At 66.0% G+C, this 22,692-nt stretch carries 17 protein-coding genes; 14 read left to right on the top strand and 3 right to left on the bottom strand.

The window, feature by feature from the left end:
• Positions 1-663: 663 nt before the first annotated feature.
• The gene (locus QX070_RS33050) at positions 664-954 is read left to right on the top strand and encodes a hypothetical protein (RefSeq protein ID WP_409998865.1); all 291 of its coding nucleotides are present in this window, start codon (positions 664-666) and stop codon (positions 952-954) included.
• 45 nt (positions 955-999) lie between these two features.
• Here QX070_RS33050 and QX070_RS20020 read toward each other — a convergent pair whose 3' ends face one another.
• From QX070_RS20020 to QX070_RS20010, 3 genes are all read right to left on the bottom strand, one after another.
• Positions 1,000-1,563: a DUF4399 domain-containing protein gene (locus QX070_RS20020; RefSeq protein ID WP_315738744.1), complete on the bottom strand. Its 564-nt coding sequence runs from the start codon at positions 1,561-1,563 to the stop codon at positions 1,000-1,002.
• Between the two features lie 384 nt (positions 1,564-1,947).
• Positions 1,948-3,462: a formylglycine-generating enzyme family protein gene (locus QX070_RS20015; RefSeq protein ID WP_315738708.1), complete on the bottom strand. Its 1,515-nt coding sequence runs from the start codon at positions 3,460-3,462 to the stop codon at positions 1,948-1,950.
• Positions 3,463-3,496: 34 nt separating this feature from the next.
• Entirely contained in the window at positions 3,497-8,551 is a 5,055-nt protein-coding gene (locus tag QX070_RS20010) for a helicase (protein ID WP_315738706.1), read from the bottom strand.
• A 919-nt stretch (positions 8,552-9,470) separates the two neighbouring features.
• Between QX070_RS20010 and QX070_RS20005 the strand changes: the two genes are divergently transcribed.
• The 13 genes from QX070_RS20005 (at position 9,471) to QX070_RS19945 (ending at position 22,675) form a co-directional block, all read left to right on the top strand.
• A complete protein-coding gene (locus tag QX070_RS20005) occupies positions 9,471-11,309 on the top strand; it encodes a porin (RefSeq protein WP_315738705.1) in 1,839 nt (612 codons plus the stop codon).
• 137 nt (positions 11,310-11,446) lie between these two features.
• Positions 11,447-13,804, top strand: a complete 2,358-nt coding sequence (gspD, locus tag QX070_RS20000) for a type II secretion system secretin GspD (RefSeq protein ID WP_315738704.1) — start codon at positions 11,447-11,449, stop codon at positions 13,802-13,804.
• Positions 13,801-14,328 (top strand): tetratricopeptide repeat protein, encoded by a 528-nt coding sequence (locus QX070_RS19995; protein ID WP_315738702.1) that lies wholly within the window; start codon positions 13,801-13,803, stop codon positions 14,326-14,328. Before gspD ends, QX070_RS19995 begins: the two co-directional genes overlap by 4 nt.
• Before the next feature lie 113 nt (positions 14,329-14,441).
• Positions 14,442-16,115 carry a GspE/PulE family protein gene (locus QX070_RS19990; protein WP_409999174.1) on the top strand — a complete coding sequence of 558 codons (1,674 nt, stop codon included), beginning with the start codon at positions 14,442-14,444 and terminating at the stop codon, positions 16,113-16,115.
• Positions 16,116-16,119: 4 nt separating this feature from the next.
• The gene (locus QX070_RS19985; protein WP_315738700.1) at positions 16,120-17,334 is read left to right on the top strand and encodes a type II secretion system F family protein; all 1,215 of its coding nucleotides are present in this window, start codon (positions 16,120-16,122) and stop codon (positions 17,332-17,334) included.
• A gap of 18 nt (positions 17,335-17,352) precedes the next feature.
• Positions 17,353-17,832 carry a type II secretion system major pseudopilin GspG gene (gspG, locus tag QX070_RS19980; protein WP_315738699.1) on the top strand — a complete coding sequence of 160 codons (480 nt, stop codon included), beginning with the start codon at positions 17,353-17,355 and terminating at the stop codon, positions 17,830-17,832.
• A gap of 2 nt (positions 17,833-17,834) precedes the next feature.
• On the top strand, positions 17,835-18,308 hold the full coding sequence (locus QX070_RS19975) for a Tfp pilus assembly protein FimT/FimU (RefSeq protein WP_409999173.1): 474 nt from the start codon (positions 17,835-17,837) through the stop codon (positions 18,306-18,308).
• A complete protein-coding gene (locus QX070_RS19970) occupies positions 18,277-18,690 on the top strand; it encodes a type II secretion system protein (protein WP_315813765.1) in 414 nt (137 codons plus the stop codon). Before QX070_RS19975 ends, QX070_RS19970 begins: the two co-directional genes overlap by 32 nt.
• Positions 18,690-19,394: a prepilin-type N-terminal cleavage/methylation domain-containing protein gene (locus QX070_RS19965; RefSeq protein WP_315738698.1), complete on the top strand. Its 705-nt coding sequence runs from the start codon at positions 18,690-18,692 to the stop codon at positions 19,392-19,394. Before QX070_RS19970 ends, QX070_RS19965 begins: the two co-directional genes overlap by 1 nt.
• A 2-nt stretch (positions 19,395-19,396) precedes the next feature.
• Positions 19,397-20,338, top strand: coding sequence for a type II secretion system protein GspK (locus tag QX070_RS19960; RefSeq protein ID WP_315738697.1), 942 nt, complete (start codon positions 19,397-19,399; stop codon positions 20,336-20,338).
• 2 nt (positions 20,339-20,340) lie between these two features.
• Positions 20,341-21,438 (top strand): PilN domain-containing protein, encoded by a 1,098-nt coding sequence (locus QX070_RS19955; RefSeq protein ID WP_315738696.1) that lies wholly within the window; start codon positions 20,341-20,343, stop codon positions 21,436-21,438.
• Complete coding sequence (gene gspM / locus QX070_RS19950) at positions 21,435-21,992, top strand: type II secretion system protein GspM (protein ID WP_315738695.1); 558 nt, start codon at positions 21,435-21,437, stop codon at positions 21,990-21,992. Before QX070_RS19955 ends, gspM begins: the two co-directional genes overlap by 4 nt.
• Positions 21,989-22,675 carry a hypothetical protein gene (locus QX070_RS19945; protein ID WP_315738694.1) on the top strand — a complete coding sequence of 229 codons (687 nt, stop codon included), beginning with the start codon at positions 21,989-21,991 and terminating at the stop codon, positions 22,673-22,675. Before gspM ends, QX070_RS19945 begins: the two co-directional genes overlap by 4 nt.
• Positions 22,676-22,692 lie beyond the last annotated feature (17 nt).

The raw sequence follows: 22,692 nt of genomic DNA, 5'->3' as shown, positions 1-22,692 counted from the left end.
TCCTTCGGGGGATCACTCGGGTCAGACGGTGCTACTGCCGCCGACCTCGGCCTCCTGTGCGGGCCTATCGATCTCAGCTCCTTATCGCTCCAGCCAAAAGCCAGGGGCATGATACCAGACCCGTTCGGAATCTGCGGACGATGGCTTCCCGCGGTGGAGTGCCCGGATCGGGACATTCACCGTGTTCGCGCTCTTGAGTGCGCTCTTCAGCCGGCGGCTGGCGTCCTCATCGCGGCCATTTGTGCAGGGGTAGATGCTGACCCCACCGGTGGACGAGGCGTCGAAAGAAGTGCCGCGGCGCGCAGCAGGAAGCCGGACCAATCCTCGGTGGTCAGCGGGAGGAGCAGCCGGCCGTTCTCGGCGAGGCCATCGAGCCATCGCGCCGTGGTATGCGTGCAGCCCGCGAACACGATCACGAAGCGCGTGCGACGTCTGCGCAACTGGCCCCGTGGAATCCCCGGGCGGCGACATCGGCGACGACATGGTCGACGAGCGTGTCGGCGCGTCCCCGCGTCTGCTGGGCGAGGTCGGCGCGGCTAACGAGCATTCGCGGGGGTGTGCCGGCTGCCGGGGAGGGCGGCGAGGATCCCTTTCGCTTTGCGCAGGGACCAATGCGCTGAGCAGCGGCTCGGAAGAGGTCACCGGGAGCTTGAGCCGGACTACATGTTCGGCAGGATGGGCGTTGACGCCAAGGTCGGTGGTGCCGCAATCCCAGGCTGGACCGTTACGGCTCTGGTGTTCATTCCATTCGCGGCTGGTTATTTCCTGTCGTACCTGTTCCGGACGATCAGTGGCGTGGTCTCCCAGCGCCTCGCCTCCGAGCTTGGACCGATGCTGATGATCGCTCTTGGCGCTCGCCGAGGCGAAGCAAGCCACGCGTCTGGAGGTCGTATCAATAGAGCCGAGCCGGACAAATGCAGCGCTGCGGTTGGAGGCTTCGGCACGTCGCGATGAACTGATGTGCCGGCCGAACCGGCTCCATGGGGGAGCGGCGGAGGTTCATTTCGCACCCGACAGGAAGCTCTTGATGAAATCGACGGCTCCCGCCGATTTTGCCGGATCCGGCGGCGGCGCTTCGGCGGCCGACGGTTGCGCCGCCTGACGCGCGGTGTGCGCGTGAAGATGCCGCGTCCGCCGGTGGGCGTGAGTGGCGCTCCGCCCGTGCCTCTGCGAAGCACTGCTCACGGTGATCGTGATCTTCTTCGATACCAGCGGCGGATCGAAGTTGAAGTGCAAGCCGTCGCCCAGGACGAGCTGCAGGGTATGCTTGCCGGGGGGCAGCTCGATCAGAGCCTCGGTCTCGCCCGCGCCGTAGTGCAGGTGCTTTCTGTCCTGCGGAATCGGCTCGCCTGGGCTGATCGGCTCATCGGCGTCGATCAGGAGGTGATGATGGCCGGTATTGGCAAAGGCGTCACCGGCATGGGTCACGCCCATGTTGCGAAGTCCGAAGCGGCACCAGAACGCGCTCTTCACGGTGTCGCCGTCGGTTGGCGTGATGAAATACAGGTAGGCGTCCTTCGGCGTCGTTTTCGCCTGCGCCCATGCGAAAGGCGGCAACAGCACCAGCGTGCAGGCCAACACGGTGGACCCGAGCGTCGCGACTGTGGCGAGACGACGTCGTCGCCAGGGCGTCAGATCCAATAGCGGCGCGCGACGCGTAGATTTCTCACTCCACATAAATCCCCAACTCATAAACAACGACGATCATCGATCGCAAATATCGAACGGTGTAGCCGGTCCATGAATGGGGCGTAGCGCGGCAAATTTGAGGTTTCGATCGGTCTCGTCCTACGATTCCCGATAAGAATTTGAATAAAGAGGCTCGGCAGAACAGGCGTCCTGCGGATCTGCGACGCTGGTGTTCGCTGTGGTGCGAGACATTTGCGGGCGCAGGCCCAGCATCGGTGTCGACGGCACCCTGGCCTGGCTCAGCATACAGCGGCCGCATCAGAGCGAAAGAGCGAGGCGGAAGCCATGGGTCGGATACCTGACGCGCCCATCATAGCGATCGCGGCTCCCGCTGCGGGCATAGCCCGCATCCTTCTTCCATGAACCCGAGCGAATGACATGGACGAAGCTCTGCTCGTCGATCCATGCCGAGCCATCGGACGGCGCGCCCTGATAGCTCTTGTGCCAGCTGTCGGCCACCCATTGGTCGACGCTCCCGCCCATGTCGAACAGGCCAAACGGATTGGCCGCAAAGCTTCCGACCTTCATGAGCTGCGCGGGCGCGCCGGGCTCGTTGCATCCGTTGCAATTGGCCATGCCGGAGCGCATCTGGTCGCCCCACCAGAACGCCGTCGTTGCGCCGCCGCGCGCTGCATATTCCCATTCGGCCTCGGTCGGGAGCCGGAACGGCTTGCCGACGGCCCGCGAGAGCCAAGCCAGATAGCCCCTGGCGTCGTCGTAGCCGACATTTGTCACGGGGTTGTCGTCCGGGCCGCTCATCACGTCGGCGCATGCCCTGTCAGCCACGCACGCCTTCCACTCGCCAATCGTGACGGGGTATTTGCCGAGCGCGAACGGCTTGATCGTGACGCGGTGGACCGGAAGCTCGGAGCTCTCGACGCCGCCCATTGCGAATGCCCCTCCTGGAATCATCACCATGTCAGGCAGGCGAATCGCCGCTGCCTCCGCCGGCCCTGGGGTCGCAGTCGACTCTGCCGCCGGCGCAGTCTCGGGAGTAGTCGCAGCGCTTGCCGACGCGAGCAGGGCGGGCGCCTCGAGCGGCGCGGTTTCCGCGGAACGCGAGAGCGTTGCAGTGTCCGAGGGCGCGTCCGGCATCGGCGCCGGGGCGGGGGCGGTCGCGGCCGACATGGCCTCTGCCGTGACGACGCGCACCGAACTCTCGACGCTTGCGCGGCTCGACGCGGCCACGGAGGCCTCGGCGGCTTGCGGCTGTGTTGGCGGGGGAGCGGCCGGCTCCCGCGCCAGCATGAACCAGCTAGCGGCGGCAGCGAGCAACAATGCGCCGAGGCCGGCCGCCGCAGCGCGGGTCCAGACCAGCGGCCTGCGCTCCGCCCTCGCCGCGGCCGCACGAAGCGTCGTGGCCAGCTTGTCGTAGCCGTGCGCCTGCCAGATCTCCGCGCGGCTGCGCGCCTCGTTCGGGGCGTATTGAGCGATCGAGACGCCGGGAATGCTGCAGACGACCCGTCCCGCCTGTCCGCCACCGGGAGCGGTGGCCTCGACCTCGGCCGCATCGCATCGTGCGGCGAGCGATTGCTTCAAGGGGCCGCACATCATCAACAACAGTCCGCCGTCGCCCCTGCTGCGGCGTTCCTGGATCTCGGGGCAGGCGACCTGCTCGTCGACACGGTGGAAACTGGGCGGGCGCAGCGTGTTCATCGCCACCCGCACGATCCGGCCGCACTGCTCGCAAGGCACCGGATAGGTGACGGCGGTCAGCGGTCGCTCGTCCCGATCGGTGGCCGGCGCCTGCGCTGGCGCGACGACGTCGATCATCGGACGCCTTTCGTGCGCCGGCCTTGCCGCCGGGTCATTGGCCCCAGGCGGCAAACGCATCCTTGAATGCGCGCTCACCGTCCGCTCCCTTCTCGATCGCCAGCACCGCCCGGCCGCCGCCATTGTAGACGATCGGGATGTCGATCCAGTCCTTGCCCTTGAGCAGCAACACGTTCCGCTTCATGTCGACATCACCCGCCGACAGCGCGATCATGAAGAACTCTGGCGTCACTTTGGCGGTCATGGTGGTCAACGGGGTCCCGCGGCCCGCTTCCTTGGGTTTCATGCTGACGCCCTTCAAAGTCTCCACCCCGACGTGAGACGGATCGTCCGGCCAGTTGAACTTGATCTCCATGATGTGGCTCGCTGGCATTTCGGTTTCCTTGTTTGGACGCAGCGACAACGTCGCCTTCATCCTCTTGTCGATCTCCACATCGCCTTTGATCGATGCCGGCACCGCTCCTGCCTCAGGCTCGACATGCCAGGTTACCTTCCCGAGATAGCGCTTGCCGTTCGGATCCTGCGGATCCTCCTGATACAGCACGGCGTGGGATACCATCGTCGCGGTCGCGTTCCCCGTGGTGATCGCATCGCCGCCTGCACCGCCCCTGACGTCGGGCGTGATCCGATCCGCGGTGACCTTGCGGGGCTCGGTGCCGGCCGGTAGCGCGGCGGCCGGCGAGGCCGCATTCCAGGAGAGCGGGAGTCGGTTCAAGACCGTCTGCCAGGACGTCGTGATCCGGCTCGCCGCCGGCTGCCAGTAGATCGATGCGCCAACCACCGCGACCGCCAAGCCGGCGGCAGCGGCCATCATGTGCCGGCGGAGCGAGCGGTGTGGACGCCTCGCTCCATGATCAGGCCGCGGACGCCGACCCGGCGACAGCGCGCGATGATCGATACGGACAGCGGCAGGCTCCGACTCGGCTTGACCGGGTGTCATCGTCTCGGACGTTTCCACCTCGTGGGCGAGCACGGCCACTCGTGCGACGGCGACATCGTCCGCCGGCGACCTTGCAGCCTGCGCAAAACGATCGGCCACGGGCGGCTCATTCTCCGCGATTTCGACCGGCCCTGCGGGCGCGACGGACGCTGGCGGCGCAGAGGCGAGCGTATCAGACGACGAGGCGGCAGGCGTTTCGTCGGTCGCGACCTCACGCGCCCCGCGCCGCGATGGGCGTGCATCGATGCCGGCGCCTGTCCTGTTGCTCAGCCAATCCGGCACCGGACTCTCGATCGAGATGGCCGGCTCGTCGCGTTGCTCCGACAGCCGGGCCATCGACAGGCTTTCGGCCACCGTGGCGATCTCGTCTTCCAGCGAATAGGCGCGGCGCGTCAGGGATAGCGCAGATGCAGGGTGATCCGCCGCCGTGCCAGCAGCGGGTCCCGTGGCAGCCGGATGCATACCGGTCGCCGGCTGTGCCGATGGCTGCGGTGAGCCGACGGCTGCAAGCGCGACCGGATCGACCCGGCGAGCGTGCTCCCGAAGTCTGATCATCCGATCGGGAAACAGCATCTTGACGAAATCGCAGAGCGCTGTGCCCGGCAGCAGGAACTGGCGCATGGCAGCCGGACCGCTGCGCAGGATGCTGCGTGCGATGGTTTCGATGTCGTGCTCACCTTGCGCGACGCGCTCGCCGGTCTGCCGATCGTCCTCGATGACGACGACCTTGCGGGCCCGGAGCATCGCAGTGAGTTCGCGCAGATCGGATTGCGAGGCATCGCCGATGACGACGAGATCAAATGCGCCGAGCCGGGCCGGTAGCTGCTCGGCCACGCGCCATGCCGGCACGAGCTGGCATGGGATGCCTTCGTAGCAGCTCTCGAGTGCCTCGCGTGTAACCTGACGCAACCGGCATGCGGTGGGGCCGGAACAGGTCGCTGCCATTTTTCGCAGCGTGGTCATGAACACGGTGAGGGCCTGCCTCATGGCGCTGCCGGTGTTCTGTACCAGGCCGAGATGCATCCGTGCCACGACCACCTGGCCGAACAGCTCGCGCAGTCGCATCTCCATAGCCGCGCGCTGGTCGGACAGATCTCGCAAGCGCTGATGCTGACCGATGCCTTCGTTCTGCCGCATCAGCACCGCCCAGTTCCAGGCCATCATCCAATCTGCAACGAGCACCGGATCGCCGGTCTGCGGATGTGCCGGCTCGGTCCTGAGCCGACGGGCGAAGGCATCTGCTCCGGCCTCGGTCATCGCTCGGCAGACCTCGTCGAGCAACTCGAGATCCTGGCGCCGGTCGTGCAGCGACTTCAGCCGGGTGCGAAGGGTGGTCCAACGCGTCTCGATGTCGCGCGGCTCGACACCATCGCAGCCGATCTGCGACAGCACGTCGGCATGAGCCAGCGTTGTGAGCTTACCGCTGCCGCGAAACAGCCCGTTCAGCCGGGTGAGCTCCAGCCGCTGCTTGGTGATGCGGAGAGCCATGCTCCTCACCGCAGCTGCCAGCGCAGAAAGTCGTCGGCCGTCAGCGAGCAATCCGGCGATCGCGTCGTCCGGCATCGACAGCTTCGGTGCGGCGGTGAGAACATTGCGCTTCGCCAGCGCCGCCAGCACGATCGCGGCCTCGACGCTTTTGACGACGCGCTCGTGACCGTGAAACGTATGAGAGGAGTCCGGCTCAGGCGTAGGCGCACCGATTTCGGCCGCCAGCGATCGCCATCTGGCGTCGAGCGAATGCAGGTGACGACGCCAGGTCAGATAGTCGCGAACATGGCCCCAGTCGGCCGCGCCGTTCGGCGCGAAGCCAGCCACCCTGATCGCCTCCACGGTCTGCTTCAACGCACGGCCGGACAGGGAGAATGCCGCGAGCGGCCTTGCTCCGGCCGACAGCCGTTCGACAATCGTGAGCAGTTCCTGGCTGGCGAAGGCGTCCGCCGGCGTTTCCACCGGCCGAACCAGGAAGCCGGCACGTTGCGACAGCAGGGACGACGCATCGCGGGCAAAATCGACGAGGATGCCACCGTCAACCGACATTGCATCGGCCTTGCGGCCGACCGGCGACAGCGCTGCGAGCCAGGGCTCGTCGGCAATGACCCGGTGGGCCGCCGCGAGCGCGTCGAGGTCGCCGGCGAGCAAGTCCGCTCCGTCCGGCCCGAGCTCCGCGATGATCTGGCAGGCAAGCCGGCCGTCACGGCTTTCGCCGTCGATCCGCGCCGGCTGCAGGTCCTGGTGCAGACGTCTCACTGTCGCGGCGTCCGGCAGGGCCGCGATTTCCGGGAGCGCGTCGTCGACATATGCGAGATCGGCACCCAGCCGAACACGCGCCTCACGGGCCTGCTCGACCGCCGCGACCAGAAGGTCGTTCTCACTCACGAATCGTGACGGCTGGTCGGTGAACCAGGCATAGGCGTCGCGGTCGGCGATCAGCGTCGTCAACGCGTCGAACGGCAGGTCGGGGACACCGGATGACCGCAGCATGCTGCGGCTGGCGATGTCTGCGAACGCATCATCGAGACGTGATATCTCGACGCTGGTCGCGATGATGTCGCGCTCCAGCCGATTGACCTGTTCCGCCTGCGCGCGCGGGTTCGTGGTCTTGAGGATCGACAGCAGCCGGCTGACGACTGTCTCTGCATGCTTCAAGACGTCCTTGTCGGAGCCGGTCAGATCGACGGTCAGATCACGGACGGCGCGCGGCAGCTTCTCGGACAACAGTCCGAGCGCAGCCTCGTTGCGCGAGACGACGAGAACGCGCAGGCCCATTGCGAGGTGATGGCAAACCAGGTTGACGAGGGTGGACGTGCGCTCGGACCCGCGCGCGCCTTGCACGACAAGTCCGTCCGATCGCCGGAGCTGTCGCACGATCTCCATCTGGTCGGAGTTCGTCGGCAGCGGAAAGAACAGGTCGCCGTGATCCGCCGCGATCTGCGCATCCGGCCCGACGTCGATCGGGTCACCGATCACGCCGGATAGACGACGGCGCGCGCCGTCATGGGCTTCGTGGTCCGGCGCGCCAAGCAGGAGGCGAGACAGTGCGGCCAGGCAGCAAGCGTCGCCGGGCGCGTATTCGATCGCTCGCTTCAGTCGGTCGATGTCGCGCAACAGCAGTGCGTCCGAGCGCGGCCGCGCAAAGATCACCCAGCGATCGGAGACGACCAGTTGCTCGTCCTCCTCGGGAAGCAGCAACGCGGAGTCGGGCATGGTGGGACAGTAGATCCCATGCGGGTCGAGCTGTGAGCCGATGGCGCTGAGAACCGGCTCGAAGCTGGCGGGCTGGAATGGCGAAAGCTCGTTGCCGCGCTCGATCGTCTCGAGCAACTGCTCGGCCGTTTGCCCCGCCAAGCCGGCCGCTGATGTCAGCGGTTCGAACGCCTTGAGATTGGCCGTCGCGCCGACCATGCGGGGCCGGATTCTGATTTCGGTGTCGGAGCCATCGAGGACCTCGATCTCGACCAGGCGTTCGAGCAGCGGCAGATCCAGCTCGCGGCCTTGTCGCCGCCAGCGTGACACGCCAACGCCCCACACGATTTCGCAGCTGCCATCGTTGCCTCCGGCTCCCGCCACGCGAGCCATCTCGCGCAATCGCTGGTGAACCGTGATGGTCTTGCGGCGTGGCCGCTCGGCCGCGGCCCAATTGGCCCACGAGCCGGCGAGATAGCGGTCCAGACGCTCGACGATGTCCGGGCGCTGCTCAAGATGCAATCGCACGCTCCAGAGCCCGGCGGCCACCCCCGGGCCGTTCGCCGGCGAGCAGTGCTCGGCGCGTGCGTGACCGGCCGCGATCAGCAGGTCTTTTTCCGCCGCGTGCACCGTGATCGTCACGCGCTGCCGAACCAGAGGGCGACGGTCCGGATCGGCGGACACGTCGATCCACATCGCCAGGTCGTACTCGACGGCGGGAGGATCGGTGGCGACCAGGCGTTCGATGGAGAGCCACACGGGGCCATCAGCATCGAACGTGTTGTAGGTAATGCCGGGCAGCTTCTCCAGCTCATGCTGATGAAACACGAAGCATTGTCCGCCCGCAAGCCGATGGTCAGACAGGCGCGCGACCGCACGTGCATCGCGCAGGATCATCTCGGTGAGATATCCAAGAACATTCTGCAACGGTCCGGCCGCCGGCTCCAACCGATGGACAGCGTTCATAGTGCCTCTCCGATGATAGCGGCGACCAAGCGAAGCAATCGGTTCACCCTCAACTCCCGTCCTGACGTTCGTCCCGCTTTGCAGAAAATTCCGTCACGCGCGTCGAAGAAGATGGACGTATCTGACTATTCACGATCCCGATGTGGCCAGGCGACGTCTTTCGTCGACGGCATTCGAGGGAATACTGAAGCCAACGTCAGATAGACCGCACTAACTGGCGAATAGTAGCGTCACGCAATGCGGCGTAATGATGGGAGCGATTCCGGGCGTGTCGTCGATCCTGAAAACTGTGCCAACTGATTTGTTGTCATTTCGAGAGTCACCGCTGTCGGTTCGCGTAACCGGTTTAGAATCTATTTAAAGAAGCCGAGCGCCTTTCCGGTTTGACTGCCTTGATCGGAAGGGGCTGGTATTCGCGTGCGTAGATGCGACATCTCCATGAGTGAAGCGTGCGGCGTCTTGCCGCAATCTCAGTCGCGTCCGCTTGCGGTTTTTCGTTGGATTCCATCGCTTCGTCCGAGCTGCGCCATCGCGCCAACGCAATTTATTTCGGAGTAGGGCCGTCGTTGGCGAAGTGTGACGTCGCGTATTACTTCGCGATGCAAAGGCATGAATGCAGCTCTACGCTGCGCTGCTCGACGCTCCGCACGCCGGACATGAACCCAGCAGCAATTATCAATGACTGAAAACACTTAGCCAGATCTCGGCAGGCGTCCAAGCGATTGGTAGGCCCAGCCGCGCCTCTGCCGCGCAACGAGCGCCGCCCAAGTGCTGACACGCGAGCATCCCCGACGAGCCCAAGTATCGACATCGCGGGCTTCTAGCGCGAATGGCTCGCAGTCGCGCACGAATTCTGTGCTCACGGCGGCGCGGGCGAAGGGGATGCACGTCCGCGCATCATCATGGGGAGGTTTGACTGATGGTCTTGATTAGCTGCAGCGGAAGGCGCGCAGATTGCTCCGCGTCTTCACACGACGGCGCTTTGAGTATTGGCAAAGGCGGCGGCCCGCTTCGCGGCCGCGACCGACTCCTGCCATCTCTGCTTGCCGCGGTATCGACATTGGCGTTGAGCGCGGCAGCAGCCCAGGCGGCCGAAGCCGGCTCGGCGCGGTCCACGGACGGAGCAGCCGTCAAAGCGCTGATGGCGAAGCTGGAGTCTATGGAGCAGCGCATCAACAGCCTTCAAGTCGAGCTCAAGGACGCCAAGGCAAAGAAGACGACCAGCGTCGGGCAGTCCGCATCACTTGCATCCCGCCGCCCGTCCGATCCGATGCCTCTGATCGGCGCCAAGGACGCGCGTGCCGGCGGCGCGAAAGCATCCGACAACGCACAGGCTGCATCCAGGCTGCCGGTCGGCAATGCCATGGCGCTCGCCGACCCGAAGGACGTCAAGGCCAGTGGAACGAAGGCGGCTGATGCCGCACCATCGTCGTCCCCGGCATCACGGCTCGCGGCAGCGTTCGCCGATTCGGATTCCAAGCCGCGATCTCTCCCGGCAGCCGATCTGAAAGCGCCTGCGCCGCAGCCCAGCAGAGACCTGTTCGGTGCCGCGCCGTCGCCGGTCCCCGGCATGAAGATCGGCATGTACGGCGAGATCAAGTTCGGCTCGGTGCAAAATCCCGCAGCTAACGGTCAGTGGCAGAACGGCTTCGACATGGCCCGCCTGGTCTTGCTGCCGACCTATCAGGTCAATGACTCCATCACCTTCAACGCGGAGCTGGAATGGGAGCATGGCGGCATCGCGTTCGACAATGACGACAAGCTCCACGGTGCGGTCGAGGTCGAGCAGGCCTTCTTCGACATCAAGTTCAACGACCACTTCACCCTGCGCTCGCCGGGTATCGACCTGATCCCGATCTCCTTCACCAACCTGTATCACGAGCCGACGTTGTTCTACAGCGTGCATCGGCCGGAGCTCGCCAACGGCCTGATCCCGACGACCTGGTATGCGCCATCGGCGGGGTTTCATGGCAAGATCATCGATGGCTTGAACTACCAGTTCCAGGTCAGCCAGAGCGCGGAGGACTTCGGCGACGGATTCGATCATCGCGGTGACAATGGCCACATCAATCCGGGAGGCTATGAAGGCGGCATCAGCGGCTCCGAAGCGCTCGCGCTGTCGCGAGCGCCGATCGGCGACTATCGGCAGCTGAGCAACCAGCTCGCCTATACGCTCCGGCTGAGCTACACGCCATCGTTCCTCCCCGGCTTTGCCGGAAGCTCGGCGATCTATTATTCGCCGAACGTCACGCCGCGGGGCGCCTATGCGACGCTGCCGGACGGCAGCGAGGTTCCGCTCGGCAAGAACGCGATGACGATCTTCAATACCGAGGCTCGCTATCGCGTTCCGAACACCGGGCTGGAGCTGCGGGCTGAATATGCCCATGTAAACTTCTCCAATCCGGAGAACCTCCGCGCCAACAATGATCTCGTCGACGACAACAACGTCGGCAAGAACATGTGGGGCTATTCCGGCGAGATCGCCTACCACTTCAGGGCGCCGAACGACTACGACATCGTGCCGTTCTACCGCTATACCCGACAGAATTTCCAGACGTCTGGCATGCTCGGCTCCGATCTCACCAACGGCCTGAACAATATCACGGGCAGCGGTGACATGACGTTCCACGACGTCGGCATTGCCGTGTTTCCCAATCCGAGCCTTGTCTACAAGCTGAACTACACCAAGGTGATCGATCACAGCGCGGCGGGGGCGATGTCCGATCGGGTTCTCGCCGGCGTCGGCTGGCTCTGGTAGCCGACAGGCGCGAGCAGGGGCCGCGGCCTGACGGCAGCGGCGTCTCCTCGCAAGACACAGGTTGGAGCACCCGGGCGGAAAGCAGCCGCTCTCCGCCCGGGCGTGCTTTGAAACTAAGAACGGACTCGGCAGATCGGGTGGGCGGGCGAGTGGTTGAGATTGCTGATTTGAGCGCAGGTTGGCTGCGATGCCGCACGCTCGCAACGCTGGTCATGACGTCGATCGCGTTGGCGGGCTGCAACCCGGCGACGCTCGGCAGCGATAGCCGCGGTGATGACGTGCTTGACAAGGTGGGCCGGATCGACCTTTCGCCGCGCTATACCAGGCAGGCGATGCCGGAGCAGTCGCCGGCGGCGCGGCGCGCCCGTGCCGAAATCTATGGTGGCAACGACGATACACGAGATGCCAGGGATGCGCGAGCGGAAGCACCGGCCGCGGGCTCGCTTCCGATCCAGCAGGTGGCGGCGCATTCGCAGCCGGTCGGCAACGGGTTCGAGCTGAACTTCGAGAATACGCCGATCGCGACGGTGGCCAAGGTCGTGCTCGGCGACGTCCTCGGCGCCGGCTACACCATCGATCCAAGGATCCAGGGAACGGTCAGCCTGTCCTCGGTGCGCCCGGTCCCGAAATCGGACGTTGCCTACGTGCTCGAGAACGCGCTCCGGCTCTCGGGGACGGCGCTGGTTCGCGACAACTCCGGATACCGGCTGATTCCGCTCGGTGACGCGGTCGGCGCCGGCAACGTCGATCCCGCCGGAGGCTCGGCAGAGCCTGGCTACGGCATCTCCGTGCTGCCGCTGCAATATGTCTCCGCCCCGACACTGCTGAAGCTGCTCGACAGCTTTGCGCTCAAGCCGGGCACGGTGCGCGCCGACCCGGGCCGCAACCTGCTGCTGATCCAGGGGACCGGCGCCGAGCGCCGCACCGCGATCGATGCCGCGCTGAGCTTCGATGCGGACTGGATGCGCGGACAGTCGGTCGGGATATTTCCGATCGTCAATGGCAATCCCGAGCCGATCGTCGCCGAGCTCGAGAAGATCATGGACACCGGCGATAGCGGGCTCGGCCAGAACATGGTCAAGTTCCAGACGGTCAGCCGGATGAACGCCGTCATGGTCATCAGCCGCAAGCCGGCGCTGCTGCACACGGCGGAGACCTGGATCAAGCGGCTGGATGCCGGAAACACGCTGCGCAACAGCGTGCATGTCTACCGTGTCAAGTATGGCGAGGCGCGCCAGATGGCGCGGGTGCTGAATGACATGTTCACCGGAAACGCGGGCAGCGCGGCCGAAGCGTCGTCCTCGGACCTCGCTCCTGGGTCTGGAGCATCGTCGACCTCGAGCAGCGAGCGGCTCTCGGCTGCCGGCACGACGGCCCAGTCGGGCGGCTTCTCGAGCCAGCAGCAAGGCAACAGCGGCCTGGTCGCCAACCGCGGCTTCGGCGGGGCGCCGCCGCCGACCCAGGCCGGCCTTGATACGGGATCGGAATCGCGCGCATCGGGTTCGGGCGGCAAGCCGCTCATGGAGGGCGTGCGGATCACGCCCGACGTCGTCAACAACACGCTTCTCATCTACGCGGACAGGGAAAACTACCGGCTGATCGAAGCCACCCTGCGTCAGTGCGATCGTCCGCAGCTGCAGGTCGCAATCGACGCGACGATCGCCGAAGTCACGCTCAACGATTCGCTGAACTACGGCGTGCAGGCCTATCTCACCAGCAAGAATCTCGGCCTGAAGCCCGACCAGGGGTCAGCGCTCAACACCACCTCGACATCGGCGCCGGCAACGGTTGCCTCGGCCGCGGGAACGATCACCAACGCCTTTCTCAGCCGCGCTTTCCCCGGGTTCAATTTCCTGGTCGGCTCGGAATCCCAGCCGAGCGCGATCCTGAGTGCGTTGCATACGGTCACCGACGTCAAGGTGCTGTCCAACCCATCGCTGGTGGTGATCGACAACCAGGCGGCGACTTTGCAGGTCGGCGATCAGGTGCCGGTGTCGACCGGCAGCGCGACGGTGCTCACGACAAACAACACGGTCGTCAACACGATCGATTACCGCAACACCGGAATCATCCTGCGGGTCGCTCCGCGGGTCAACGAGAACGGCAACGTCCGGCTGGAGATCGAGCAGGAGATCAGCAACGTCTCGCCGCAGACCGCCAACAGCCTCACGCCGACGGTTGCGCAGCGCAAGGTGAAGAGTTCAGTCGCAGTCGCCAGCGGCCAGACCGTCCTGCTGGCCGGTCTCATCAGCGAGACCCATCAGGGCACCCGCAGTGGCATTCCGGGGATCGACCAGATCCCGGGCCTCGGCGACCTGTTCAGCAACAACGACCGCAGCCGCGGACGGACCGAGCTGATCATCTTCATTCGCCCCCAGATCATCCGCGACGGCACTGACGCGCACTACGTCGCCGAGGAGCTGCGCTCCAAGCTGCGCGGCACGATCAGGCCGGTGTCGACGAGTGCGCTCCAGGCGCCGCGGAGCAATCGATGACGAGGCAAGCGACGGCCGCCTTCGCCATTCTGGCGCTTGCCTTGAGCACCGCTCCGTCCGGCGCGCGGTCGAAGGGAGACGGATGGGCGGCGCTCGCGCATGGCGACTATGTCAGGGCGGCGGCGTTGCTGGCGCCGATGGCGCAGCGCGGACATCCTCGGGCCATGACAGCGCTGGGCTACATGTACGACAACGGGTTCGGTGTCCCGCAGTCCTACGAGGCCGCGGTCGAGCTCTATGCCGGAGCCGCCGAACGCGGCGATCCCACGGCGCAGCATCATTTGGGCCTGAGCTACGACAAGGGGCATGGCGTGTGGCGGGACCATGTGCTGGCCTACAAATGGCTGAGCCTGGCAGCGGCTGCCGCGCCCGTTCCCTTGCGCGAGCCTTATCTGCGAATTCGCGATGCGGTCGCATTCAAGATGTCCTCCGATCAGATCGTCGACGGTCAGCGCCTCGCGCTCGAATGGCGGCAGACACAGACGACCAGGGTTGGTGCGGCTGATTCGGGATCGGGTTTGTAGTTCTTCTAATCAGGTCACCGCAGAAGTGTCATCTTTGGCATCGACAACGAACCGTTCAACGATCCGGCCCTCGGCAATGAGGTGATCGACAACGATCCATCACGGGACGCGCCATGAGCTCGACTCCTCTTCTCCGATTTGCTGACGATCTGCAGGGTGGCGGAGGGGCGGACGGTCTCGCCGCTCGACCGGTCGGCGCGGCGCGCGAAAGCGCGGGGATGAGATCACCGGCGGCGACCGATGCCGCAATTCCCGAATCCGCCGACGACATCGCGCGACAGCTCGGATTGCCTCGGATCGCGCTGTCGGATCTGCTGGCGTCCAAGCCGCTGGCCGAGCATTTTTCACGGCGCTTCCTGCGCGAGACGATGGTCTTTCCGTTCCAATCCGGGGGGCACGGACCGTGCCTTGCGGTGGCCGATCCCCGCGACACCGCGGCTGCACGCGCCGCGGAGCTGGTGTTCGGTGGCGCGGTCGAGCTGGTGGTGGCCTCCACCGAGGACATTGCCACCGCGCTGAACCGGCTCGCCGGTGATGACGAGGTGCCTGCGCGCAACGAGGTGGCCGCGCCGCAGCTGCGCGACGACGACATCGAGAGCTTGCGCGACCTCGCCACCGGAGCGCCGGTGGTGCGCGCCGTCAACGATCTGTTCGAGCAGGCGGTCGAGCTGCGCGCCAGCGACATTCACGTTGAAGCGATGCGGAGCGGGTTGTCGGTCCGGATGCGCGTGGACGGCCTGCTGAAGCCGGTCCCTGAGCCGTCGGGCGTGCTGCCCCAAGCCGTCATCTCGCGCATCAAGATCGTCGCCGGGCTGAATATCGCCGAACGGCGCCTGCCGCAGGATGGCGCTGCGCGGCTCCGCGCCGGCCGCTTCGAGCTCGACGTGCGCGTTGCCGTGATGCCGACGCAGCATGGCGAGTCGGCGGTGATCCGGCTGCTGCCGAAGGACCGGGGCCTGCTCGCCATCGAGAAGCTCGGCTTTGCCCCGCACGACGATCGATCGCTCCGCCGGCTGCTGGCGCTGCCGCATGGCATGATCGTGATCTGCGGGCCGACCGGCAGCGGCAAGACCACAACGCTCGCGACCGCGCTGTCGATCCTCAACGAGCCGACGCGGAAGATCCTCACGATCGAGGATCCGGTCGAGTACGAGATTCCCGGCATCAACCAGTCGCAGGTCAAGCCATCGATCGGGTTGACCTTCGCCTCTGCCTTGCGGTCCTTCGTGAGGCAGGACCCGGATGTCATCATGCTCGGCGAGGTGCGCGACGACGAGACCGCCCATGTCGCGGTCCATGCGGCGCTGACCGGCCATCTCGTGCTGACCACGCTGCACACCGAAAACGCTGCGGCGGCGGTGCCGCGGTTGCTCGATCTCGGCGTCGAAGATTTTCTGTTGCGATCGACGCTCCGCGCGGTGATCGCGCAGCGGCTGGTGCGCCGGCTGTGCGAGCGCTGCAGGTCGAAAAGGATGCTGAGCGCCGCCGATCTCTGCGCGGACCCGCGCTACGCCGCGGTAGGCTTCGACGTCGGCGAGACGGTCTACGAGCCGGCGGGCTGTGAGAGCTGCGGCGGTACCGGCTATCGCGGCCGGCTCGGCATCTTCGAGGTCCTGGAGCTAAATCCGGAGATCCGATCGCTGATCCAGGGCACGGCCGATGCGGCCGTGATCGACCGCAGCGCCATTCTGAACGGCATGACCACGATGCTCGACGATGGCCTCGAAAAGTGCCGGGCCGGCGCCACGTCGGTCGCGGAAATCCTGCGCGTTACAACGTTGCGGTGAGCCGGTGAGCAAGTTCCGCTATCGCGCACTGACCGAGAACGGCGACGTGGTGCGCGGCACGATCTCGGCTGCGACGGCCAAGGAGGTGATTGACCGGATCGAGTATCTGCGGCTGTTGCCGATCGAGACGATCGAGGAAAGGACCGCGAGCTTCGTCGCGCGCGACATGCTTGCGCTGCTCGGCGGTCCGACCCACGGCGATGTCACGACCTTCACGCGCGATCTGGCGCTGTTGTTGAAAGCCGGGGCACGGCTCGAGGAGTCGCTCGAACTGCTGGCCGGCGACGCCGATATCGGGCGCCTGCGTCCGATCATCAGCCGGTTGCGATCCAGCGTGCTGGCGGGAGAAAGTTTCGCCGAAGCGCTGTCGCATCATGCTGTGCAGTTTCCTGCGATGTATGTCGCGCTGGTGCGGGTCGGCGAGGTCTCGGGCACCCTCGATCACGTGCTCGACGTGCTCGGCGCCGAGCGGGCGCGCGCGGAAGCCATGCGTCGCAAGCTCAGTGACGCGATGCAGTATCCGTGTTTCGTCCTGATCGCCGCGTGTCTGGTGATGCTGTTCTTCTTCATCGTCGTGCTGCCGCAGTTTTCGGCCGTGCTGCGCGACTTCGGCGCCAGGACCGATGCCACTATCAACACATTTCTGGACATCTCTGATTTTGTGCGCGGCAACGGCACGGCGATGGCGCTATCGGCAAGCGCGCTGATCGCTGCAGGTCTTCTCGCTTTCAGCCGCGCCGGCGTACGGGCTGCGGTGGTTGCGCGGGTCTGCCGACTTCCGGGTCTTGCGACCGTGTTCCGGTCGTATCGCACGAGCGTGTTCTGCCGCAATCTGGCGATCCTGCTCGGCAGCGGGCTGACATTGACGGCGACGCTGCGCATCCTGGTCGACATCATGTCGGTCACCGGCAGCGGTGCGGCGTGGAACGCCGCCGCCGACCGCGTTCGTCACGGCGGCAAGTTATCGGAGGCGCTGGCAGCGACCAACATCCTGCCGGCGATGGCGACGCGGATGATCCGGATCGGTGAGGAGACCGGACAGCTGCCGGCCCTCGCCGGACGCATCGCCGAGTTCTACGAGGCGAAGCTGCAACGCGGCCTCGATCGCATCGTCGGCATCGTCGGTCCGGCCGCGATCATTCTCATCAGCACCGTCGTCGGAGGTCTCATCGTCTCGGTGATGACGGCGCTCCTGTCGGTGACGCAACTCGTCGGGTAGCCCAAGATGGACCATCGCATGAGACAGGCAGGGATCAGCGGCACCGCGCGGCGGAGACGCACCGCGCGCGACGACCCTCAGAGCGGCTTCACGCTCGTCGAGATGCTGGTCGTCATTGCCATCATCGGAATGATCATGGGTCTGATCGGACCGCGTGTGCTGTCCTCCCTGAACGAATCCCGGGTCAAGACGGCCCGGATTCAAATTCAGAGTTTTTCCAGCGCGCTCGATCTGTTCTATCTCGACACCGGCCGCTATCCGACCTCGTCGGAAGGCCTGACCGCGCTGGTCCGGCCCGCCTCGACCATCCCAGGCTGGGCGGGACCTTATCTCAAGGGAGGAAACGTCCCGAGCGATCCCTGGAGCCACGCTTACGTCTACCGCTCGCCCGGGCAGCATGTGCCCTACGAGATCGTGTCGTACGGATCGGACGGGCAGGAGGGGGGCGTGGATCTCGCCGCCGACATCTCTTCGTCGATCACGATGGGTGCCAAATAACGATGGTTGGCCGTGACGGCTGCGAAGCCGGCTTCACTCTGATCGAGATGGTCTGTGTGCTTGCGATCGTCGCGCTGCTGGCGTCCGTCGCGGTCCCCGCCGTCTCGCGGCAGACCTCGCGGCCGCAACTCGAAGCCTATGCGGTCGAGGCTGCTGCGCTGTTGAAGGCCGATCGCAATGCCGCGATCAGGCGGGGCCTCGAGGTCACGACTCGCATCGATGCGCAGGCGCGGTCGCTCCGCTCGGGCGCGAACGGGCAGGTCGTCCGCTTACCTGCGGACGTGCGGTTCGAGACGGTGCTGCCGCGCAGTTGCGACGAGCGGCCCGCCTTCGAGACCATCAGCTTCTTCGGATCTGGCAGGTCGTGCGGCGGCGTCATCACGCTCACCCATCTCGACGCCGGCTACCAAATTCGCGTCACTTGGCTGACAGGAAGGATCGAAGTTGTCTCAAACGCTGGTCTGTCGAAGCGATAGGGCGACAGCGGGATTCACGCTGATCGAAACGCTCGTCACGCTCGCGATCGTGGCGGTGTCGCTCGTCGCCATCGGTGCGCTCATGGGGTCCTCGGCGCGCGGCAGCAGGAAGCTGGAGCAGCACGTCGCGCTGGTGCAGGCCGCCTACGACGCGCTGTGGCTGGCCTTTCCGTCGCGCCTGCCGCCGGCATCTCCGACGCAGTCGGGGGAGGCGACGGCACATCTCTGGCGCGCGCAGGCGGAGCCCTTCCCCGTCGATATCGGCGCGCCGGGCGGCGCATCCGCCTGGATCCCGCAGAAGATCATGCTCCAGGTGCGATCGCCATCGGGCGCGACCATGGAGTTGGAAACCGTCCGGCTGTTCCGGAGGCGGGCCGAGTGATGACGACACGGGTCAACGATCGTCGAGCAGGCTTCACGCTGGTCGAAGCCCTCGTCGCGATGGTGGTGATGGGGCTGCTGGTCTCCGCGCTGTTCGCGATCACGGCGCAATGGCTGCCGAACTGGAATCGCGGTCTGCATCGTATCCAGCGCAGCGAATCGGTGAGCGTGGCGCTCGACCGCATTGCCGCCGATATCGCGGCCGCCGAGTTCATGAGGCCCGATGGACAGGCCAGGTCCGTTCTGTTCGACGGATCGGAGACGTCGATCACGCTCGTCCGAACGGCGCTCGGACCGCAGCGGGGCCGGGGTCTCGATGTGATCCGCATCGCCGAAAGCGGCGGTGGCGACGACGTGGCGTTGACGCGGACTCGCGCGGCCTTCGCACCTGGCAGTGTGTCCGCCTGGGAGTTCGCCGATCCGGTCGTGCTGCTGCAGGCGCCGTACCGGGTGTCGTTCGCCTATGCGGGGTCCGACCGGATCTGGAGTCCGTCGTGGCGCAATGCAGAGAAGCTGCCGGCAGCCGTGCGGGTGACGGTGCATGACGGAAGCCGCGGGAGCGCGCCGTCGCTGTCGCGGATCGCGGTCATTCGTGTCTCGGCGCCGGCCGACAGCGTCTGCCGGCCCGCGGACACCAATTGCGACAGGCAGGCGCTTTCCGCCGATGCGACGGTCGGGCGTGCCTCCGCGGCATCGAAGCAATGATCATGTGCCGAGACAGCCATCCGCGAGAGTCTGATCCCGATGATCGGGAAGGTGGCTTCGTCCTCGTGGCGGTGCTCTGGCTCCTTGTCTCGCTCGCAGGACTCGCGGGAGCCCTGTCCGTCTATCTCGTCAGCACCGCCCAGCGGCTGTCGCTCGACGATGCGCGCCTGCGATCCGCCGCGCTGGTCCCCGCCGGCCTGGAGCTTGCGGCCTACAAATTGTTGGCGTTGCCGAAGCCGCAGCGCCCCGCTGCCGGGGCCTTTTCGTTCCGGCTCGATCATGCGCAGGTCTCCGTCGCGTTTCGGTCGGAAGCAGCTCGCATCGATCTCAATCATGCCTCCAAGCAGATGCTGGCCGCCTTGTTAGAGGGTCTCGGCGCGCGCGCTGACAGGGCCGGCGAATATGCCGAGCGGATCGTCGGCTGGCGAACGCCGCCGGCCGAGACCGGCGCGGACGCAGAGCGCGATCTCTACCGCACAGCCGGTGCGGACTACATGCCGCGCACCGCGCCGTTCGCAAGTGTCGAGGAGCTTCGGCTGGTGCTCAGCCTGCCGCCGGCGCTGGTCGACAAGGCGATGCCCTTCGTGACCGTCTTCAGCGGCCGCACGGAGGTCGACCCGCTCGAGGCCGCCCCCGAAGTGGTGGCCGCGCTTCCCGGAATGACGCCGGATCAGCTGAAGAGCTTCCTCGAGCAGCGAGCCGGCCTGCGTCGAGACGTCAGGTCGCTCAACGCGGCGCTCGGTCCCGCACGCGCCGCAGCGACGTTGGAGGTCGCCGATGCCGTCCGCGTGTGGGTCACGATCGGCTTCGACGGCGGTCGCCGGGCCGCGACGGAGGCGGTCATCCTAATGGGCGATGGTGACGATCCTTACCGGGTGCTGTCGTGGCGTGATGATGTCGATGCTCCGGGGATGCTCAAACAAGCGGGAAGGGCGCCGAGATGACGATGTCGACGAGAGTGCGCCACGAACTGGCGGCCTGGATCGGCTCCGTCGCCGAAACCATCGTCGCCGCGATCGGCCGGCTCAATATCAGGCCGGGGATTCGGCTGATCGAGACCGAACGGAACGTCTTCATCATGCGGATGGTCGCGCGGCCTCGGCGACCGGTCCCGCCGGATTGTCGCGTTCGTCTGCCGGACGGCCACGAGGCCTTTCCCGCACTTCCCGAGAGCTGGAAGACAGTCCTGCGCGGCAGCCGGATCGAAGTGGTGCTGAGATCGGACCGCTTCCTGTGGCGGCCGCTGGATCTGCCCAAGCGGGCCGTCGAGTTTCTCGATGCCATGATACGCTCGCAGCTCGATCGGCTGACGCCGTGGTCGGCCGAAGAGGCCGTGTTCGGCAGGACTGCGCCAGTAGAGATATCGGGTGAGCGCATTCGGACCATGGTGATCGCAGCACCAAGAGCGAAGCTGGATCCGCTCATTCGCCTTGCCGAGTCCTGGCGTGCCGGATCGATCGTCCTGTTTGCTGCGCCCGAGACGGCGCCGACGCCGCGTGACGACCGGCTCATTGCGTTCAGCGAAACGAGGCTGACCGAGCAGCGCTTGGAGGGAGCGCTCGACGTCGGCCGTATCAGTCGCGTCCTCACCGCGCTCCTGATGGTCGCCGCCCTCGCGGCGGCGCTGTCGTTCGCGACAACGAGCCTGCTGGGAGGACATCTGGACGAGCAGCAACGCCAGCTCGCGCAGAAGATCTCGGATCGGCGCGCAGCGCTGCGCCTCGATCTGCAAGGGGTCGACAGTGCCGCGCTGCGTGGCCTGATGCGACGCAAGCAGGAGACTCCCGCAGCGGTCGTGCTGCTGGAGGCGCTGTCCCGGATCCTACCGGACAACACCTACGTGACCGAGTTGCGGATCGAGAAGGACAGGATGCAAATCGTCGGCATGACCCAGGACGCGCCGGCGCTGGTCAAATTGATCGAGCAGTCGGCGCACTTCACGCGTGCGACCTTCTTCGCGCCGACCACGCGTTCGGCTGAGGATCCCGGAGAACGGTTCCATATCGAAGCTGGCATCAAGCCCCATTTTGGACTTGGCACATGAGCGTCGCAAAGCTCGTCACGGATAATTCCGCATCGCCCTCGATCGCCGCGGTCGCCTATGCGGGACTGCTGATCGTGCTGATCTCGGTCACGGTGCTGTCGATCAAGAGCATGATCGATCAGCGCAGCGAAGTGACCTCGCTCGCCGATACACTCCACCTGCTGGACGCCCACAGCATGGCGGCCGCGCGTCAGGACAGCAACGGCGATGCCGGCATGACGGGATCGGCCTTTCTCGAAGGACCGACCGTGACCGTAGCAGGAGCAGCGCTGCTGCAGCGCCTCGGCGACGTGGTGACGCGTCATGGCGGCAGCGTGTCGTCGTCGCAGCTCGATGTGCAGGGCCCCCGTGCCAAGGACGGTCATATCAGCGGGAGCGCGAACTTCGAGGCCGGTCAGTCCGACCTGCAGCCGATCCTCTACGATCTGGAGGCCGGCATGCCCTGTCTGTTCGTCGACGAGCTGGTCGTCGAGGGGCACGCCCCCGCGGCGGCATCCAGCGGAAAACTGCGCGTGCTGATCACGGTCTCTGGACAGTGGCAGGGCCCGCAATGAGCAGTCTCGCCAAGCTTTGCATGATCGGCTGTTGCAGCGTTCTGGCGGTGGGGTCGGCGTTCGGCATCGCTCATTCGACCGGCCTGGACGTCTCGGAAGCGGTCTCCGCCGAACAGCCGAGCGGATCGGCGCAAGCCTCGTCCATCGCGCAGCGACCGCCGTCGCGCACCGGCAACCCATTGTGGGGCATTCCGCTCGAGCAGCTGTCGGCAACGCGCGAACGCCCGCTGTTCTCGCCGTCTCGCCGCCCTCCGCCGACCGATGTCCCGCCGCCGGCCGTCGTGGCCGCTCCGGTGGTGCAGGAGCCGTCCGTTCCGGAACGGCCGCAGCTCGCGCTCGTCGGCACCGTCGTGAACGGGGACCGCGGCCTTGCCGTGTTCGTCGATACGAGCAGCAAGACGCCGTTGCGGATCAGAACCGGCGCAGACTATCGGGGTTGGACGCTGCGTCTCGTCGAGGCGAGATCGGTCACGCTGCAACGGGGCGAAGACGTCACCGTTCTCACGCTGCTGCCGACGCCGGCGCCGGCCCAGCCGACAAATTCAGCTAACGAAAGTTTTGCGCAGATGCCGTCAACCCCCACGGCGCCTCCGCTGGCTCAAGCAGGGCCGCCCTTTCTGTCGCCTGAGTCCAGGCTACTTCGGATGCATCAACGCCAACGTTCGGGACGCCGCCAATTGTGAGGATGGATCCGATCTGG

It is taken from the genome of Bradyrhizobium sp. SZCCHNR1093 (genome assembly GCF_032381175.1).
Taxonomy (GTDB): domain Bacteria; phylum Pseudomonadota; class Alphaproteobacteria; order Rhizobiales; family Xanthobacteraceae; genus Bradyrhizobium.
Note: the sequence above shows the minus strand (reverse complement) of the source record. Positions and strands in the feature narration are given on the sequence as shown.

What these genes read in the sequence shown, in the direction of transcription:
- QX070_RS33050 (WP_409998865.1), top strand. Translation starts at nt 664, where the DNA reads ATGTTCGGCAGGATGGGCGTTGACGCCAAGGTCGGTGGTGCCGCAATC.
- QX070_RS20015 (WP_315738708.1), bottom strand. Translation starts at nt 3,462, where the DNA reads ATGATCGACGTCGTCGCGCCAGCGCAGGCGCCGGCCACCGATCGGGAC.
- QX070_RS20010 (WP_315738706.1), bottom strand. Translation starts at nt 8,551, where the DNA reads ATGAACGCTGTCCATCGGTTGGAGCCGGCGGCCGGACCGTTGCAGAAT.
- QX070_RS20005 (WP_315738705.1), top strand. Translation starts at nt 9,471, where the DNA reads ATGGTCTTGATTAGCTGCAGCGGAAGGCGCGCAGATTGCTCCGCGTCT.
- QX070_RS19995 (WP_315738702.1), top strand. Translation starts at nt 13,801, where the DNA reads ATGACGAGGCAAGCGACGGCCGCCTTCGCCATTCTGGCGCTTGCCTTG.
- QX070_RS19990 (WP_409999174.1), top strand. Translation starts at nt 14,442, where the DNA reads ATGAGCTCGACTCCTCTTCTCCGATTTGCTGACGATCTGCAGGGTGGC.
- gspG (WP_315738699.1), top strand. Translation starts at nt 17,353, where the DNA reads ATGAGACAGGCAGGGATCAGCGGCACCGCGCGGCGGAGACGCACCGCG.
- QX070_RS19975 (WP_409999173.1), top strand. Translation starts at nt 17,835, where the DNA reads ATGGTTGGCCGTGACGGCTGCGAAGCCGGCTTCACTCTGATCGAGATG.
- QX070_RS19965 (WP_315738698.1), top strand. Translation starts at nt 18,690, where the DNA reads ATGACGACACGGGTCAACGATCGTCGAGCAGGCTTCACGCTGGTCGAA.
- QX070_RS19960 (WP_315738697.1), top strand. Translation starts at nt 19,397, where the DNA reads ATGTGCCGAGACAGCCATCCGCGAGAGTCTGATCCCGATGATCGGGAA.
- QX070_RS19955 (WP_315738696.1), top strand. Translation starts at nt 20,341, where the DNA reads ATGTCGACGAGAGTGCGCCACGAACTGGCGGCCTGGATCGGCTCCGTC.
- gspM (WP_315738695.1), top strand. Translation starts at nt 21,435, where the DNA reads ATGAGCGTCGCAAAGCTCGTCACGGATAATTCCGCATCGCCCTCGATC.
- QX070_RS19945 (WP_315738694.1), top strand. Translation starts at nt 21,989, where the DNA reads ATGAGCAGTCTCGCCAAGCTTTGCATGATCGGCTGTTGCAGCGTTCTG.